This is a genomic window from Proteus sp. STS61-E (genome assembly GCF_040932335.1).
Lineage (GTDB): Bacteria > Pseudomonadota > Gammaproteobacteria > Enterobacterales > Enterobacteriaceae > Proteus > Proteus mirabilis_B.
The window spans coordinates 616,830-632,798 of the sequence record NZ_JBFQGE010000001.1; the positions used below are offsets into that span (position 1 = coordinate 616,830).

Annotated in this window: 16 protein-coding genes and 1 tRNA gene; 10 read left to right on the plus strand and 7 right to left on the minus strand. The window is 39.2% G+C overall.

Annotated elements, in window-relative coordinates; translation table 11 throughout:
* Positions 1-149: 149 nt before the first annotated feature.
* Both ychF and pth read right to left on the minus strand, forming a co-directional pair.
* Complete coding sequence (gene ychF, locus AB4J89_RS02895; RefSeq protein ID WP_023582042.1) at positions 150-1,241, minus strand: redox-regulated ATPase YchF; 1,092 nt, start codon at positions 1,239-1,241, stop codon at positions 150-152.
* Positions 1,242-1,424: 183 nt separating this feature from the next.
* The gene (gene pth / locus AB4J89_RS02900) at positions 1,425-2,009 is read right to left on the minus strand and encodes an aminoacyl-tRNA hydrolase (protein WP_088495424.1); all 585 of its coding nucleotides are present in this window, start codon (positions 2,007-2,009) and stop codon (positions 1,425-1,427) included.
* Between the two features lie 345 nt (positions 2,010-2,354).
* Here pth and ychH point away from each other — a divergent pair, with 345 nt between their 5' ends.
* A complete protein-coding gene (ychH, locus tag AB4J89_RS02905) occupies positions 2,355-2,633 on the plus strand; it encodes a stress-induced protein YchH (protein WP_088495425.1) in 279 nt (92 codons plus the stop codon).
* Positions 2,634-2,870: 237 nt separating this feature from the next.
* Here ychH and prs read toward each other — a convergent pair whose 3' ends face one another.
* The 3 genes from prs to lolB all read right to left on the minus strand — a co-directional run bounded on the left by prs (position 2,871) and on the right by lolB (position 5,416).
* A complete protein-coding gene (prs, locus tag AB4J89_RS02910; protein WP_036912921.1) occupies positions 2,871-3,818 on the minus strand; it encodes a ribose-phosphate diphosphokinase in 948 nt (315 codons plus the stop codon).
* 87 nt (positions 3,819-3,905) lie between these two features.
* Positions 3,906-4,781: a 4-(cytidine 5'-diphospho)-2-C-methyl-D-erythritol kinase gene (ispE, locus tag AB4J89_RS02915; protein ID WP_088495426.1), complete on the minus strand. Its 876-nt coding sequence runs from the start codon at positions 4,779-4,781 to the stop codon at positions 3,906-3,908.
* Complete coding sequence (lolB, locus tag AB4J89_RS02920; RefSeq protein ID WP_088495427.1) at positions 4,778-5,416, minus strand: lipoprotein insertase outer membrane protein LolB; 639 nt, start codon at positions 5,414-5,416, stop codon at positions 4,778-4,780. The genes ispE and lolB overlap by 4 nt, the downstream gene beginning before the upstream one ends.
* Positions 5,417-5,656: 240 nt before the next feature.
* Between lolB and hemA the strand changes: the two genes are divergently transcribed.
* The 8 genes from hemA (at position 5,657) to AB4J89_RS02960 (ending at position 12,192) form a co-directional block, all read left to right on the plus strand.
* Positions 5,657-6,919 (plus strand): glutamyl-tRNA reductase, encoded by a 1,263-nt coding sequence (gene hemA, locus AB4J89_RS02925; RefSeq protein WP_088495428.1) that lies wholly within the window; start codon positions 5,657-5,659, stop codon positions 6,917-6,919.
* A 28-nt stretch (positions 6,920-6,947) separates the two neighbouring features.
* The gene (gene prfA / locus AB4J89_RS02930; RefSeq protein WP_088495429.1) at positions 6,948-8,030 is read left to right on the plus strand and encodes a peptide chain release factor 1; all 1,083 of its coding nucleotides are present in this window, start codon (positions 6,948-6,950) and stop codon (positions 8,028-8,030) included.
* On the plus strand, positions 8,030-8,878 hold the full coding sequence (prmC, locus tag AB4J89_RS02935; protein WP_088495430.1) for a peptide chain release factor N(5)-glutamine methyltransferase: 849 nt from the start codon (positions 8,030-8,032) through the stop codon (positions 8,876-8,878). Before prfA ends, prmC begins: the two co-directional genes overlap by 1 nt.
* Positions 8,862-9,671, plus strand: coding sequence for an invasion regulator SirB1 (gene sirB1, locus AB4J89_RS02940; protein WP_193775190.1), 810 nt, complete (start codon positions 8,862-8,864; stop codon positions 9,669-9,671). Before prmC ends, sirB1 begins: the two co-directional genes overlap by 17 nt.
* Before the next feature lie 57 nt (positions 9,672-9,728).
* Positions 9,729-10,583, plus strand: coding sequence for a 3-deoxy-8-phosphooctulonate synthase (kdsA, locus tag AB4J89_RS02945; protein WP_088495432.1), 855 nt, complete (start codon positions 9,729-9,731; stop codon positions 10,581-10,583).
* Positions 10,584-10,590: 7 nt separating this feature from the next.
* Positions 10,591-11,520, plus strand: coding sequence for a TIGR01212 family radical SAM protein (locus tag AB4J89_RS02950; protein WP_088495433.1), 930 nt, complete (start codon positions 10,591-10,593; stop codon positions 11,518-11,520).
* A gap of 154 nt (positions 11,521-11,674) precedes the next feature.
* Entirely contained in the window at positions 11,675-11,812 is a 138-nt protein-coding gene (locus AB4J89_RS02955; RefSeq protein ID WP_368468001.1) for a hypothetical protein, read from the plus strand.
* A gap of 41 nt (positions 11,813-11,853) precedes the next feature.
* A complete protein-coding gene (locus tag AB4J89_RS02960) occupies positions 11,854-12,192 on the plus strand; it encodes a hypothetical protein (RefSeq protein ID WP_368468003.1) in 339 nt (112 codons plus the stop codon).
* Positions 12,193-12,273: 81 nt separating this feature from the next.
* Here AB4J89_RS02960 and dauA read toward each other — a convergent pair whose 3' ends face one another.
* Together dauA and AB4J89_RS02970 are read right to left on the minus strand one after the other, a co-directional pair.
* Entirely contained in the window at positions 12,274-13,974 is a 1,701-nt protein-coding gene (gene dauA / locus AB4J89_RS02965) for a C4-dicarboxylic acid transporter DauA (protein WP_088495436.1), read from the minus strand.
* Between the two features lie 580 nt (positions 13,975-14,554).
* A tRNA-Ser gene (locus AB4J89_RS02970) sits at positions 14,555-14,642 on the minus strand.
* 316 nt (positions 14,643-14,958) lie between these two features.
* Here AB4J89_RS02970 and ghrA point away from each other — a divergent pair.
* Positions 14,959-15,900: a glyoxylate/hydroxypyruvate reductase GhrA gene (gene ghrA / locus AB4J89_RS02975; protein WP_311754895.1), complete on the plus strand. Its 942-nt coding sequence runs from the start codon at positions 14,959-14,961 to the stop codon at positions 15,898-15,900.
* Positions 15,901-15,969 lie beyond the last annotated feature (69 nt).

A 15,969-nucleotide genomic window follows, 5' to 3' on the forward strand; every position in this document is an offset into this window, starting at 1 on the left:
AAGTATTCTTAATGATAATATCTAAATTTGAAATGGATTTTTAATTAGGGAAAGTACATGAAGTACATGAAGTACATGAAGTACATATATATATAAAAAAACCCACGAATGACCGTGGGTTTAGCAATTATATTTAATATAAGTAATTATTAAACATTAAATAAGAAGTTCATTACATCGCCATCTTGAACGATATATTCTTTACCTTCCGCACGCATTTTTCCTGCTTCTTTAGCGCCTTGTTCACCACCGTAAGTGATAAAATCGTTATAAGCGATAGTTTGAGCACGGATAAAGCCTTTCTCAAAGTCAGTGTGGATTTTACCTGCCGCTTGTGGCGCTGTTGCACCTACTGGGATTGTCCATGCACGTACTTCTTTAACGCCAGCAGTGAAGTAAGTTTGTAAGTTCAGTAGTGCATAACCAGCGCGAATTACACGGTTTAAGCCAGGCTCTTCAATACCTAAATCTTGCATAAACTCTTCACGCTCTGCATCTTCTAACTCGGCAATATCTGCTTCGATAGCGGCACAAACAGGAACAACTACAGAGCCTTCTGCTTCTGCAATTTTGCGAACAGTTTCAAGATATGGGTTATTTTCAAAACCATCTTCATTAACGTTTGCAATATACATTGTTGGTTTTAACGTTAAGAAGCTTAAATAACGAATAGTTGCTTTTTCTTCTTCAGTTAAATCTAAAGCGCGTAACATGCCTGCGTTTTCTAAATGCGGTAAGCATTTTTCTAACACTTCCATTTCTGCTTTAGCAATTTTATCGCCACCTTTTGCTTTTTTCTGATTACGGTGCATTGCACGTTCACAGGTATCTAAGTCAGAAAGGGCTAATTCAGTATTGATGGTTTCGATATCTTCAGCAGGATCAACTTTACCTGCAACGTGAATGATATTGTCATTTTCAAAACAACGAACCACATGACCAATCGCTTCAGTTTCACGAATATTTGTTAGGAATTGGTTACCTAAACCTTCACCTTTAGATGCACCTTTTACTAAACCTGCGATATCAACAAATTCCATTGTTGTTGGTAAAATACGCTGTGGTTTAACAATTTCAGCTAGTTTATCTAAGCGAGGATCAGGCATTGGAACAACACCTGTGTTTGGCTCGATAGTACAGAATGGGAAGTTGGCTGCCTCAATACCTGCCTTAGTTAAGGCATTAAACAGTGTAGATTTCCCTACGTTAGGCAGACCGACGATACCACATTTAAATCCCATAAACGTTCACCTTGTCACATAAAACAACAGGAGGGAGTATTCCTGTTGTGTGCTGTTAAAAAAATTTGGCGCTATTATAGAGCAAATCCCTGTTTGATTAAATCATCAGGGATTAATCGCACAAAATAAGAGGGGAGCTTTACCCTCTGAATATTAAAATTACTTAATTTATCAATATAATGATTACGCTTTAAAGCTATGTAAGCGGTTTATTGCTTTCTCATAACCATCACGCATTAAAATGTCTGTGCATGAAAGTGCTTCATCAATAGCGTCATCAATCAATTTTTGTTCACTCATTGGTGGTTTACCTAATACAAAACCAACAACTTTATTTTTATCACCAGGGTGACCAATACCAATGCGTAAACGATAGAAGTTTGGATTATTAGAAAACTTACTTTGAATATCTTTTAAACCGTTATGACCGCCATTGCCACCACCTAACTTCATTTTGACAACACCGGGCGGTAAATCGAGTTCATCATGTGCAACTAGAATTTCATTAAGCTCGATACGATAGAAATTCGCCATTGCCTGTACCGCTTTACCACTTAAATTCATAAAAGTTGTTGGCACTAATAATCGAACATCATTACCGTTCAAATTAATGCGAGCGGTATAACCAAAGAATTTACTCTCTTCTTTTAGAGATTGTTGATGACGTTGAGCCAATAAATCAACATACCAAGCACCCGCATTATGGCGAGTCTGGGCATAATCTGCACCGGGGTTTGCTAACCCGACGATAAGTTTAATTTTACTCACAATAGCCTTTCACTGTTATCGTCTTAAAAGAAAGGGCATAGTTTACCTGTCTAAGCTCAGAAGCACAAAATAGATTACATAGAATGTTTTTTGGGAATGATGTGTAGAGGAAATATCACCTTTTTGATTTAACAAAAAGAGCGGAAATGACAAAATCGGCGTTATTTTCTTCTTTTGAAAGACAAAAACACATTTTTTGTTAAGAATTGTCAATAAATTTCGGAGCGATGTGATCCCTTCGACAATAACTTCTTAGTATTTATGGCTATAATAACTGCAAAGAACAAAAGGTTATTCGATGTATTTTGTTGTTGAATCGTCTGACGACGCGCTTGGAGGTGCAACATGAAATATAAACATGCATTTGCAGTTGGTAATTTATGTATGGCTACGGGGATGATTGTTATGCTCGGTAGTCTTGGTTATACGCTTCTTACTCATATTTTCCCATTAGGACTTCCTGAGTTTTTATCAGATATCTCTTTAATGGGGATCTTTATTGGTGCTTTGGTGTGGTTAGCAGGCGCCCGCATTGGTGGTAGAGAAACAATCGCAGAAAGATATTGGTGGTTACGTAACCATGATGAGCGTTATCGTCGTCATGACAATCACCGTTATCCATAATGTTGTTATCACAAATAAATATCAGATTAGATAACAATAATAATGAAGTTAATAACTGATATTAAGTGAATAATAGTTGTCATTATGCGTTGTAATACACACCTATAGACCCGTTTAATAATAACGGGTTTTTTGTTGCCTAAAATTCTTACTCTAGAAAATAGCAACAAAAAACCCGCTATAACAAACGCTATAGCGGGTTTAGTTATCTCAAATTGCAATGAATGTTATAACAAATTAATGTTCAAACATCGCAGAGATTGACTCTTCATTGCTAATACGGCGAATTGCTTCAGCCAGCATGCCAGAAAGGGTCAATGAGCGGACTTTATTTAATGCTTTGATTTCTGCTGATAACGGAATTGTATCGCAGACAACCACTTCATCAATAACAGAGCTTTTGATGTTCTCAACAGCATTACCAGAGAAGATTGGGTGAGTCGCGTAAGCAAATACACGTTTAGCACCACGTTCTTTCAGCGCTTCAGCTGCTTTACACAATGTACCGCCTGTGTCGATCATATCGTCAACAAGGATACAGTCGCGGTTAGCAACATCACCAATAATATGCATAACTTGAGAAACGTTAGCGCGAGGGCGACGTTTATCAATGATAGCCATATCAGTGTCATTCAGAAGTTTAGCGATAGCACGAGCGCGAACAACACCGCCAATATCTGGAGAAACAACAATAGGGTTGTCCAAATCTTTTTGAAGCATATCTTCTAAAAGGATTGGGCTGCCGAAGACATTGTCAACCGGTACATCAAAGAACCCTTGGATTTGTTCTGCGTGTAAGTCACAGGTTAAAACGCGGTCTACGCCTACACTAGATAAGAAATCCGCAACAACTTTTGCCGTAATAGGAACACGGGCTGAACGAACACGGCGATCCTGACGGGCATAACCGAAGTAAGGAATAACAGCAGTGATACGACCAGCGGAAGCTCGACGTAATGCGTCAACCATGACCACTAATTCCATTAAGTTATCATTAGTAGGTGCACAGGTTGATTGAATGATAAATACATCACCACCACGTACGTTTTCGTTGATTTGCACACTGACTTCACCGTCGCTAAAACGACCTACAGCCGCGTCTCCTAGGCTAGTGTAGAGTCGGTTGGCAACACGTTGAGCCAGTTCCGGGGTTGCGTTACCAGCAAAAAGCTTCATATCGGGCACGAGAAAAACCTCAGGCTTGCGTCCAGAGAGAGATATTGTTGACCAGTAAAGAACGTGTTTATGAACATAAGGTTTGTAAACATCATCCTACGGGTGCAATAACACAGGTATCCTTGAGCGGAATAAATGCAGAGGAGAAATGTTGACGCCTTGCGCTACAAATCCATGCACCCACTCAGGGGCGTTAACTAACACTTCACTAGCGGCAACTTGTGAGTCGAACTCGCCGAACACACAGGCACCTGTCCCAGTTAAGCGTGACGGTGCATATTCTAACAGCCACGAAAGCAGATATTCAACCTCACGAAAACGTTTTCTTGCGATCATTTCACAGTCATTCTCGAACGGAGCCTTTAATAATGCGCCAAGAGAGCGAATAGGAGAATTACGTTTTAATTCTGGATCTGTGAAGATTGTCGGTGTTGGAATGGAAATTCCGGGGTGTGCGACCAAATACCATTGCTCTTTTGGCTCTGCCGGGGTCAAAATTTCACCAACGCCTTCGGCGAACGCTGCATGACCTTTTACAAAAACAGGAACGTCTGCGCCTAAACTAACGCCTAATTCGGCTAAGGTTTCGTCACTTAATCCGGCTTGCCAATGATAATTAAGTGCAATTAATGTTGTTGCTGCGTTAGATGAACCTCCACCTAAGCCACCTCCCATAGGAAGTTTTTTATCAATACTGATATCTGCACCGTGATACTTCAAAGGAACATTATGTTGCTGGCAATAATCACGAAGCAATTTAGCGGCTTTAATAATTAAATTATCTTTATCTTCTACGCCATCAATTGGCGTTAAGATAGTTAACTGGGTATCATCACGAGGTGTAATGGTGAGTGTGTCGCCATAATCTAAAAACTGAAATAATGTTTGTAAATTATGATAACCATCAGGGCGTTTTCCCGTGATATAGAGAAAAAGATTTAATTTGGCAGGAGAAGGCCAACTTAGTGTCATTGCTGTATATCCCAGTTATCCATTTTTAATTTGATAGTGCGTTCACCTTGTTTTAACTCAAGGCGTTGTGGCAGGTTAGGTGTGGTACTTGAATCATAAGCTTGGTAAGTCACAATCCAATCGCCTTCTGGTGCAGGTAATGTGACAGATTTTAATAAGTGATTAGCATCTAATTCGAAATCAGTTGCGTCACCCGGTAAACCAACAAGCCAAGCACGTAGATTTTTGAGTGGAATAAGCATACCTGTGAGTTGGTAAATCATCTCAGCAGGATTATCGCTATAATATTTTTTACCATTATTATCGGTAACTTCAATCACACCAGGCATGACATTTAAATCGAGTTCTGTTGTGCCTAAAGGATTGGTAAGCAATAAGCGATAACGCTCATCAGCTCTGTCTTGCCAATAGAATCGGGCATAGGTTTTGTTTGTATCTTCGATATAAGCAAAAGCGCCTCGGGTTTCATATTGTGAAATTTTCTTTAATGCTTGTTGGCGAGCTTGCCATTGCACATCGTTATCAGATGCCGAGCCTTGAGTCTTTATCTGATTTAGATTACAGGCACTCAGCAACAACGCCGTTAGCGGGATAAGGCGCAGGAGTTGTTTGGTTGAAAAAAAGCGTGAACGCATAGCTGAGACATTCCTTTAATTCGTTATTAGTTGAAAAAAAGAGTATCATAAACCTTATGATATAACGATATTTCGTTAAATTGTGTATAGAAATCTCCTATCACTCAAGTAAGCTCTTTTATTGAATCTGTTCATCAAGTAGAATGGCGGAAATGAAGAGTCCATACTAAATGCGCTGTTTTAGGTTTACACTAAGTCAAGTCGCGAGGCGGTATTTATTCATAACTCGATATAGTTGATATGACGTTATTAGCATTAGGTATTAATCATAAAACAGCCCCCGTAGCTTTACGTGAGAAAGTCTCTTTTTCTCCCGATACCATGGGTGATGCCTTGAATAACCTCTTACAGCAACCCGCTGTCAGAGGCGGTGTTGTGCTGTCTACTTGTAACCGTACTGAGCTCTATCTTAGTATGGAAGACAAAGAAAATAGCCATGAACAGCTTATTCGCTGGTTATGTCAATATCACCAAATAGAGCCAAATGACCTGAAAAGCAGTGTCTATTGGCATCAAGATAATCAAGCTGTCAGCCATTTAATGCGAGTGGCAAGTGGTTTAGATTCTCTCGTATTAGGTGAACCTCAAATTTTAGGGCAAGTTAAAAAAGCCTTTGCCGATTCTCAAAATTACCACTCGCTCTCTTCAGAGCTGGAACGCTTGTTTCAGAAATCTTTTTCAGTTGCGAAAAGAGTGAGAACAGAGACACAAATTGGTGCTAATGCGGTTTCTGTTGCTTTTGCGGCTTGTACATTAGCGCGTCAAATCTTTGAATCGTTATCTTCTTTGACTATTTTATTAGTGGGGGCAGGCGAGACAATAGAGTTAGTCGCTCGCCATCTTCGTGAACATCAAGTCAAAAAAATCATTATTGCTAATCGAACAAAAGAACGTGCTCAGCGTTTAGCAAATGAAGTTGATGCTGAAGTTATTACATTATCAGAGATTGATGAATGTCTTGCACAGGCTGATATTGTCATTAGTTCTACGGCAAGCCCATTACCAATTATTGGTAAGGGAATGGTTGAAAGAGCGCTTAAAAAACGCCGAAATCAGCCAATGTTGCTGGTGGATATCGCAGTTCCTCGTGATATAGAACAAGATGTCGAAAAGCTTAATAACGTTTATCTTTATAGCGTTGATGATTTAGAAGCGATAATTCAACATAACCGTGAACAACGCCAAGCTGCTGCGGTTCAAGCAGAACATATTGTCCAGCAAGAAAGTGGGCAATTTATGGATTGGCTACGAGCACAAGGTGCTGTGGGTGCAATTCGAGAATATCGAGACAGTGCTGAAATGTTACGTGCAGAAATGACAGAAAAAGCCATCACATTGATACAAAACGGAGCGGATGCAGAAAAAGTCATCCAACAGCTCTCGCATCAATTGATGAATCGTCTTATTCACACACCAACAAAATCTCTTCAACAGGCCGCCAGTGATGGTGATATTGAACGCCTGAATCTATTACGTGAAAGTTTGGGTATTACCCATAATTAACTTTGTCTAACAGGATCTTAATCTACGAATGAAGCCTTCTATTGTCGCTAAGTTGGAAGCTCTACAAGAGCGTTATGAAGAAATTCAGGCACTTCTGTCAGAAGCCGATGTTATTGCCTCTCAGGAGCGTTTTCGTGCGCTTTCAAAAGAATACTCTCAATTAACTGACGTTACGGCTTGTTTTAGCCAATGGCGAAAAGTGCAAGACGACATCGAAGCAGCAGAAATGATGCTTGATGATCCTGAAATGAAAGAGATGGCACAAGAAGAGCTGAAAGAAGCACAAGCATTAAACGATGATTTAGAACAGCAGTTACAAGTGCTGTTACTGCCTAAAGATCCTGATGATGAATTTAACTGTTTCCTTGAGATTCGTGCGGGAACAGGGGGAGATGAAGCGGCATTATTTGCGGGTGATTTATTCCGTATGTATAGCCGTTATGCAGAATCACGTCGCTGGCGTATTGAAGTCATGAATGCTAACGAAGGTGAGCATGGTGGCTACAAAGAGGTTATCGCCAAAGTGGTTGGCGATGGCGCTTATGGTGTATTGAAATTCGAATCAGGCGGTCACCGTGTTCAACGTGTTCCTGAAACGGAATCTCAAGGTCGTATTCATACTTCTGCTTGTACGGTTGCCGTCTTAGCTGAAGTGCCAGAAGCTGAATTACCTGAAATCAGTCCAAGTGACTTACGTATTGATACATTCCGTTCTTCAGGGGCGGGTGGTCAGCACGTTAATACCACCGACTCTGCTATCCGTATTACACATATTCCAACAGGAATTGTGGTGGAATGTCAGGATGAGCGTTCACAGCACAAAAACAAAGCCAAAGCGATGTCTGTATTAGGTGCACGTATTCGTGCAGCTGAAATGCAAAAACGCCAAGAAGCTGAAGCTTCTGAACGTCGTAATTTATTGGGTTCTGGTGACCGTTCTGACCGAATTAGAACGTACAACTTCCCGCAAGGTCGTGTAACAGATCACCGTATCAACCTCACGTTTTATCGCTTAGATGAAGTAATGGAAGGAAAATTAGATCCATTAATTCAGCCTATCGTCACTGAATATCAAGCGGATCAGCTTTCTGCACTTTCTGAGTTGAATTAATGAATTATGAACAATGGCTGCGAGAAGCAGCCTTGCAATTAATTGAAAGTGACAGCCCTAAACGTGATGCTGAAATTCTACTTGGGTACGTGACACAACGTACCCGTACTTATTTAATTGCCTTTAATGAAACGGTACTTTCGTTAGATGAGTTAGAACAATTATCGCAATTGCTGACTCGACGTATTAAAGGTGAACCTATTGCTTATTTAGTCGGTGAAAGAGAGTTTTGGTCACTGCCTTTAAAAGTCTCACCTGCAACATTAATTCCTCGCCCAGATACAGAATGCCTTGTTGAAAAAGCCTTAGAAAAACTACCATCAGAGCCGACTCGTATTCTTGATTTAGGAACGGGAACAGGGGCTATTGCGTTAGCAATGGCATCTGAACGCCCAGATTGCCATATTATAGGTGTGGATTTTCAAGCTGAAGCTGTGGTATTAGCGCAAGAGAATGCGACCAACTTAGCATTAAACAACACTGAATTTATGGAAAGTTGTTGGTTTAGTTCACTCTCTGGGTATCAATTTGGTATGATAATCAGTAATCCTCCTTACATTGATGAAAATGATGAGCATATTCATCAAGGGGATGTTCGTTTTGAACCTTTAACCGCATTAGTTGCTGGCAAAAATGGTTTTGCTGATATCGAGATTATCATTGAAACTGCTCGTCAGTTTTTAACTGATAATGGCTGGGTATTACTGGAACACGGCTGGCAACAAGGCGAAGGGGTACGCAATATTTTTATTGATAAGGGTTACTGCTGTGTGGAAACTTTCCGTGATTATGGCGGTAATGAGCGTGTGACAGTAGGTCGTTGGAATTATGATAGAAACCATAGCTGATTACGAATTTAATAAAGCCCCTTTAGTTAAGGGCATGATCCTTATCTCTCAGGCTATTCGACCTGATTTTCCGACCACTTCTGTTGGTTATCAACTCGCGCAGTTAGTTGAACAGGCAGAAGCTGAAATTCCCCAACAAGGAAATACCAAAGAGCAGATAGAAGCACTGCTAAAACTGTTTTATAAGCAGTGGCACTTTAGTGGTGCAAGTGGCAAATATTGCCTTTCTGATACGTTATGGTTAGATAAAGTATTAGCGACACACGTCGGCTCTCCTGTTTCACTGGGTTCGATTCTTATTTATATCGCACAAGCGTTAAATTTACCGTTAGTCCCGGTTATCTTTCCTACACAACTGATCATCAGAATAGATATTCCTAATGAACAACCGCTATTTTTAAATCCAATAAATGGTGAATATCTATCGCAACATACCTTAGAAGTTTGGTTAAAAGGGAATGTAGGCGGTGCCTCCGTATTATTAGAGGCAGATTTAGAAGAATCAGAATACAGTTCTATTATTCGTAAGCTTTTGGATACATTGAAAGTTTCTTTAATGGAAGAAAAGAATATGGAGCAAGCATTAAAAGCCAGTGAAACGGTGTTAATGTTTGATCCTGAAGATCCCTACGAAATACGTGATCGTGGACTTATTTTTGCTCAGTTAGAGTGCAACCATGTGGCGATTTCTGACTTAAACTATTTTGTTGAGCAATGTCCTGAAGATCCTATTTCAGAGATGATCAAAATCCAAATTCATTCGATAGAACAAAATCCTATTGTTCTACATTAAAAATTTAAGAAACGTACTTAATTAACACAGTACATTACAAACAGTATAGGGATAAATATGCAACATAAAGTGGTGAATATTGGTGATATCAAGGTAGCAAACGACCTGCCATTTGTGCTTTTTGGTGGCATGAATGTATTAGAATCGCGCGATTTAGCCATGCGTATTTGTGAGCATTACGTCACTGTAACTCAAAAACTGAATATTCCTTATGTATTCAAAGCTTCTTTCGATAAAGCAAACCGTTCTTCAATCCACTCTTACCGTGGTCCGGGTTTAGAAGAAGGGATGAAAATTTTCCAAGAGTTAAAAGAAACTTTTGGCGTTAAAATTATTACTGACGTTCATGAAGCAGCACAGGCTCAACCTGTATCAGAAGTGGTTGATGTTATTCAATTACCTGCATTTTTAGCGCGTCAAACTGATCTTGTTGAAGCGATGGCTAAAACTGGCGCTGTGATCAACGTAAAAAAACCTCAGTTTGTAAGCCCAGGTCAAATGGGAAATATCGTCGATAAGTTTAAAGAAGGCGGTAACGATCAAGTTATTCTATGTGATCGTGGTAGTAACTTTGGTTATGATAACTTAGTTGTTGATATGTTAGGCTTCCATGTCATGATGCAGGCATCTCAAGGCGCACCAGTTATTTTTGATGTCACCCACTCATTACAGTGTCGTGACCCATTTGGTGCCGCATCAGGCGGACGTCGCGCGCAAGTTGCTGAATTAGCTCGTGCAGGTATGGCTGTTGGTCTTGCTGGATTATTCCTTGAAGCTCACCCAGATCCAGATAATGCGCGTTGTGATGGCCCATCAGCGTTGCCACTGGCAAAATTAGAGCCTTTCTTAGCTCAAATTAAAGCGATTGATGAAGTGGTGAAAAATTTCCCAGAGTTAGATACCAGCAAATAAAATTGTTATGCAACTGCATACAGTAGTGAATATGTTCGGCGCTGATCTTCAGCGCCGTTATCACGAAAAAATTCATAAAATCACCCTCCATGGCGGTTTCAACTGTCCTAATCGAGATGGCACATTAGGGCGAGGTGGCTGTACTTTCTGTAATGTCTCTTCTTTTGCTGATGAACAAACGCAATATCATTCGATAGAAGAACAAATTGCGTTACAAGCCAAAAATATTAACCGAGCACATCGTTACCTCGCTTATTTCCAAGCTTATACCAGCACTTATGCCGAAGTAGAATACTTACGTACTTTATATGAAACCGCGCTATTACAAGCCGATATGGTAGGGTTATGTGTCGGAACTCGGCCAGATTGTGTCCCTGTTAGCGTTTTGGATTTATTGCAAGGTTATCGCGATAAAGGTTATGAAGTATGGTTAGAACTTGGTTTGCAAACGGCTCATGATAAAACATTGAAACACATTAATCGTGGGCATGATTTTCAATGTTACCAAGCGACCACTCGTGAAGCTCGTCGGCGTGGTTTAAAAGTGTGTACGCACCTTATTGTTGGACTGCCACGAGAAGATCATCTGCTTAATATGCAAACATTAGAGCGTGTGGTAGAAACAGGCACTGATGGGCTTAAATTACATCCTTTGCATATTGTTGAAGGCAGTACGATAGCTAAAGCATGGAAAGCAGGACGTATTAATGCATTGACGCAAGAACAATATGTTTATACCGCGGGTGAGATGATCCGCCATACTCCTCCTGAAATGATTTATCACCGTGTGTGTGCTAGCGCCAGAAAACCCACCTTATTAGCTCCTGAATGGTGTGAAAATCACTGGTTGGGAATGAATGCACTTTATCAAGATTTATTAAAAAAGGGTGTGCAAGGAAGCGGGATTGGTAATGCGTTTATTCCTAATTCTAAATAAGCCATATTAAAAAATTACCGCACTATATACATTTCAAATCTGAATGTTTTTTTAATTTATATTAAAAAATGCAATTGACTTTCTCCCAATATAAAATAGGTTGTAACTTTTTTAATCATATTGTACGCTTTCAATGTGTACATAGGAGGCAGTTATGGCTCAAACACTCGTAGAAAATAGTGAGAGAGTATCAATTCGTATTACGACAGAAGATAAATCACTGCACTTAATCAATTCTTGTATCGCCACGCAAGACAGGATCATGAAAATGGTAGTTCTAAAACTTATTTAGCCATCAATAGTAGTAATAATGCCATTATAGGTTATTACAGCTTGTGTCCTGCTTCTATCGAGTTTGAAAAAACACCTGAAATGATTAAACGTGGTTTAGCTCGCCATGATATTCCTGTTTTTAGACTTGCACGATTAGCGACTGATTTATCGGTTCAAGGAAAGGGGCTAGGAGGACAATTACTTCTTACAGCAGGAAAGCGTTGTCTTGCAGTAGCAAGTGAATTGGGAGGTGTAGCATTGCTTATAGATGCAAAAAATGAACGAGTAGCTAATTGGTATATTAGCTACGGTGCTGTGCCACTATTGGATTCATCCCTATCTTTATTAATTTCTTTTAAAACAATTTATACTGCACTTACAATGGCAAACAAAATATAAATTATGAAATATTAAAATAGCCCTTAATTAAATAACTTAAATTAAGGGCTAAATAAATTTTATATTAATTGTAATAAATAACTACTGAATTAATTCCAAATCATCCAGTGCTTTTTGTAATGAAGGATAGAAATTAAGTTCTCCTTCAATAGGCGTGACTCTTGCTCTTGCCAGCGTTTTTAAAGGCTGGAAAGGAATATCACAAACAATCACATGGGTATCATGTTTAACATCAGTGACAAAATGCTGGAATGCATGTAATCCACCGGCATCTAATACAGGAACAGCATCCCATTGCATAATAACGGTTTTATAACCTTTACTACGTTCACGTAACTCATTAAAGATACGCTCTGCGGCGGCAAAGAATAATGGGCCATTAACACGCACAACTAATAATTGTTTATCATCATCAGTATAAGGGGATTCAGTTATTTTGGTCATATTGGCAATACGACGCATAAATAACAGTGAAGCCAACACAATACCGATAGTAATGGCAATAACCATATCAAAGAGAACGGTGAGCGATAAGCATAATACTAAGACAATAATATCGTCTTTAGGAGCGTGTCGAATAAGATCAATAACTTTACGCGCTTCACTCATATTCCATGCAACAATTAACAGCAGTGCGGACATTGCGGCTAAAGGTAAATAAGAAAGAAAAGGGGCTAATACAAGTAAAGTTAGCAACACCAATAACGAGTGAACAATAGCAGAAACAGGTGATGTTGCACCTGCACGCACGTTAGCAGCGGAACGTGCAATCGCTGCGGTCGCTGTAATACCACCAAAGAAAGGTGCGACAATATTACCAACACCTTGTCCGACTAACTCATCATTAGAGTGGTGTTTTTTGCCAGTCATACCATCAAGCACAACCGCACATAATAGTGATTCGATAGCACCTAGCATTGCCATTGAGAAAGCTGCGGGTAATAAAGCAGAAACAGTGCTCCAATTTAATTCAAGTGATGTACCTGAACTTGGTAAATTCCACGGTAAAACAAACTGGGGCAAAATAGGTGGAATACCTTGCCCAGTTGTTCCGTTAGGAAGCATATAACTAAATTGCGAGCCAATTGTTGCAACGTCATGACCGAACATATTCACAATACCCATTACTGCTGTACCTGCGATTAAAGCGGGTAAGTGTCCGGGTAAACGTAAATTCAGCTTAGGCCAATAAATTAAAACAAACAGTGTTGTCAGACCGATAAGCGTATCACCAAGATGAATAGTCGGTAATGCAGAGCCTAGAGCAATCACTTTATCAATATAGGTTTCGGGCACATGCGCTAATTCAAGACCAAAAAAGTCTTTTACTTGCATGGTGGCGATAGTGATAGCAATCCCTGAAGTAAATCCAAGTGTTACAGAAACGGGAATATACTCAATAAGCTTGCCAAAGCGAGCTAATCCCATAACCACTAAGATAACGCCAGACATCAGCGTAGCAATCAATAAGCCACTCAAACCAAACTGTTGTGATACAGGGTAAAGGATCACAACAAAAGCGGCAGTAGGCCCTGAAACGCTGTATCGCGAGCCACCAGAAACAGCAATAACTATACCGGCAATAGCTGCGGTATAAAGACCGTATTGCGGAGGAACACCGCTACCAATTGCCAAAGCCATGGCTAAAGGTATCGCGATAATTCCGACGGTGATCCCTGCAATAATATCTTTTAATAAACGCGCAAAAGAGTAAGGCTCTTTTACACATGCATCAATAAATGCACTAAAGGGGCGAACCCGGTTAACTTTATGAGTTTTCATTTAGGATTAAACCAAAATAAGAAGTCAGATGCCGAATAACGGCGATAAGGAAAAGAGAGGATATCGCTTTTATTCGCTGATAATAATGTGATACATCAAATTATTAATGTATATCTTAAAGCTTAGTAAAAATAAAATCAATTAAACTAATAAGTTAACCTAAATAGATAATGCAATGTATCTTATTGTATTTATTCTGTTGCTTGCTTGAAAATAAAGTTTAAATTTATTTTAAAATTATAAAAAGCGTTTTATTTTAGAATAAATGTCGTTTAGAGATAGGGTAATAAAAATCTTTTTACGTCATAAAAATCGGATAGACATAAATAACAACTACATAAGTTGTTTTGATTCATTAAAATTAATAATCTTTGATTATTAAGTGATGAGAAATTATTAAATAAAACGATTAAGCAAAAAATAAAATAAAAAATGTGTTGTATACTAACAATAACATCATCAAAAAATGAAGGGTTACTGGATATAAACGAGTCGGTGAAGAGCAAACAAGACTAAGAGATTGGAAATTTCGGACAAAAAAATAGAGCCTAGTTAAAAAACTAGGCTCTATCTTAGAATATGGCGGTGAGAGAGGGATTCGAACCCTCGATACGTTGCCGTATACACACTTTCCAGGCGTGCTCCTTCAGCCTCTCGGACATCTCACCGTATTGTCGTTGGATATGCACTTAACATCTCTCAACGGGGCGCTACTATATGGAAAAGGATCATAGGCGTCAACAGCTAAATGCATTTTTCCCTTAACTTTTGTATCAAGCAGTCAAATAAAAAACAATATGCACAAATGCTAGGCAAATTATGTAGTAAAGCAATACCAATATGGATTGTTGCATTGAAAAGAGATTTAAGAATTTCGTTAACTGGTTAACATTCTCAACATTTTTATTAACAACTTATTCAAAGAGACTTGAAATCAGAACGTAACCCTCGCACCCTATGATAAAAATGCTGGAGGAAGGCAAAATGAATATTATTTATTATCATCCTTTTTTTGACGCAGATACATGGATCAATGGTATGAAGGCACGTTTGCCGAATGCCAATATACGCATTTGGGAACCTGGCGATAATCAACCTGCTGATTACGCTATGGTTTGGCTTCCTCCTTATGAAATGCTAGCCAGTCGCAATCACCTTAAAGGTATTTTTGCCTTAGGGGCGGGAGTCGATGCTATTTTAAAACAAGAACAACAAAAGCCGGGTACATTACCAACTGGCGTTCCTGTTATGCGTTTAGAAGACACCGGAATGGGGCTTCAAATGCAAGAATATGCGATTGCTAAAGTGATGTATTACTTTCGTCGAATGGATGATTATAAACGCCAACAATCACAACGCTTATGGAAACAACTTCCTGCGCATTCTTATGATGATTTTGTTATTGGTGTTTTAGGTGCTGGAGCTTTAGGTGGGAGTGTTGCGACTAAACTTGCTGAACTTGGTTTTAAAGTTCGTTGCTGGAGTCGCAGTGAAAAACAAATTAAAAATGTTGAAAGTTTTTATGGTAAAGAGCAACTCAATGATTTCCTCAAAGAGTGTAATTTACTAATTAACTTATTACCTTATACGCCAGAAACGCATGGTATTTTGAATTTTTCACTCTTTGAACAACTTAAACCTTCTTCTTATTTGATTAATTTGGCGCGGGGTGCGCATTTAGTTGATCAAGATTTATTAGAAGCGATAGATCAAGGGCATATTGCTGATGCGACTTTGGATGTTTTTGCTCAAGAGCCATTAGCAGGAATGCACCCATTTTGGACACATCCTCGCGTTTCTATTACGCCACATATTGCAGCCTTTACAATTCCTAATATCGCAATGGATACGATTGTTGAAAATATCCAACGAATTGAAAAGGGTGAAGCACCTTGTGGTGTGGTTGATATGAAAAGTGGATATTAAAACGATTTAATACCTTTTCTAATTTTATATAATAGGCAATAAATTTTAGTTTATTGCCTATTTTTTTTG

What these genes read in the sequence shown, in the direction of transcription:
- AB4J89_RS02955 (WP_368468001.1), top strand. Translation starts at nt 11,675, where the DNA reads ATGGCTCAAACACTCGTAGAAAATAGTGAGAGAGTATCAATTCGTATT.
- ispE (WP_088495426.1), bottom strand. Translation starts at nt 4,781, where the DNA reads ATGACACTAAGTTGGCCTTCTCCTGCCAAATTAAATCTTTTTCTCTAT.
- ychF (WP_023582042.1), bottom strand. Translation starts at nt 1,241, where the DNA reads ATGGGATTTAAATGTGGTATCGTCGGTCTGCCTAACGTAGGGAAATCT.
- ychH (WP_088495425.1), top strand. Translation starts at nt 2,355, where the DNA reads ATGAAATATAAACATGCATTTGCAGTTGGTAATTTATGTATGGCTACG.
- kdsA (WP_088495432.1), top strand. Translation starts at nt 9,729, where the DNA reads ATGCAACATAAAGTGGTGAATATTGGTGATATCAAGGTAGCAAACGAC.
- hemA (WP_088495428.1), top strand. Translation starts at nt 5,657, where the DNA reads ATGACGTTATTAGCATTAGGTATTAATCATAAAACAGCCCCCGTAGCT.
- prmC (WP_088495430.1), top strand. Translation starts at nt 8,030, where the DNA reads ATGAATTATGAACAATGGCTGCGAGAAGCAGCCTTGCAATTAATTGAA.
- prfA (WP_088495429.1), top strand. Translation starts at nt 6,948, where the DNA reads ATGAAGCCTTCTATTGTCGCTAAGTTGGAAGCTCTACAAGAGCGTTAT.
- AB4J89_RS02950 (WP_088495433.1), top strand. Translation starts at nt 10,591, where the DNA reads ATGCAACTGCATACAGTAGTGAATATGTTCGGCGCTGATCTTCAGCGC.
- dauA (WP_088495436.1), bottom strand. Translation starts at nt 13,974, where the DNA reads ATGAAAACTCATAAAGTTAACCGGGTTCGCCCCTTTAGTGCATTTATT.
- lolB (WP_088495427.1), bottom strand. Translation starts at nt 5,416, where the DNA reads ATGCGTTCACGCTTTTTTTCAACCAAACAACTCCTGCGCCTTATCCCG.
- ghrA (WP_311754895.1), top strand. Translation starts at nt 14,959, where the DNA reads ATGAATATTATTTATTATCATCCTTTTTTTGACGCAGATACATGGATC.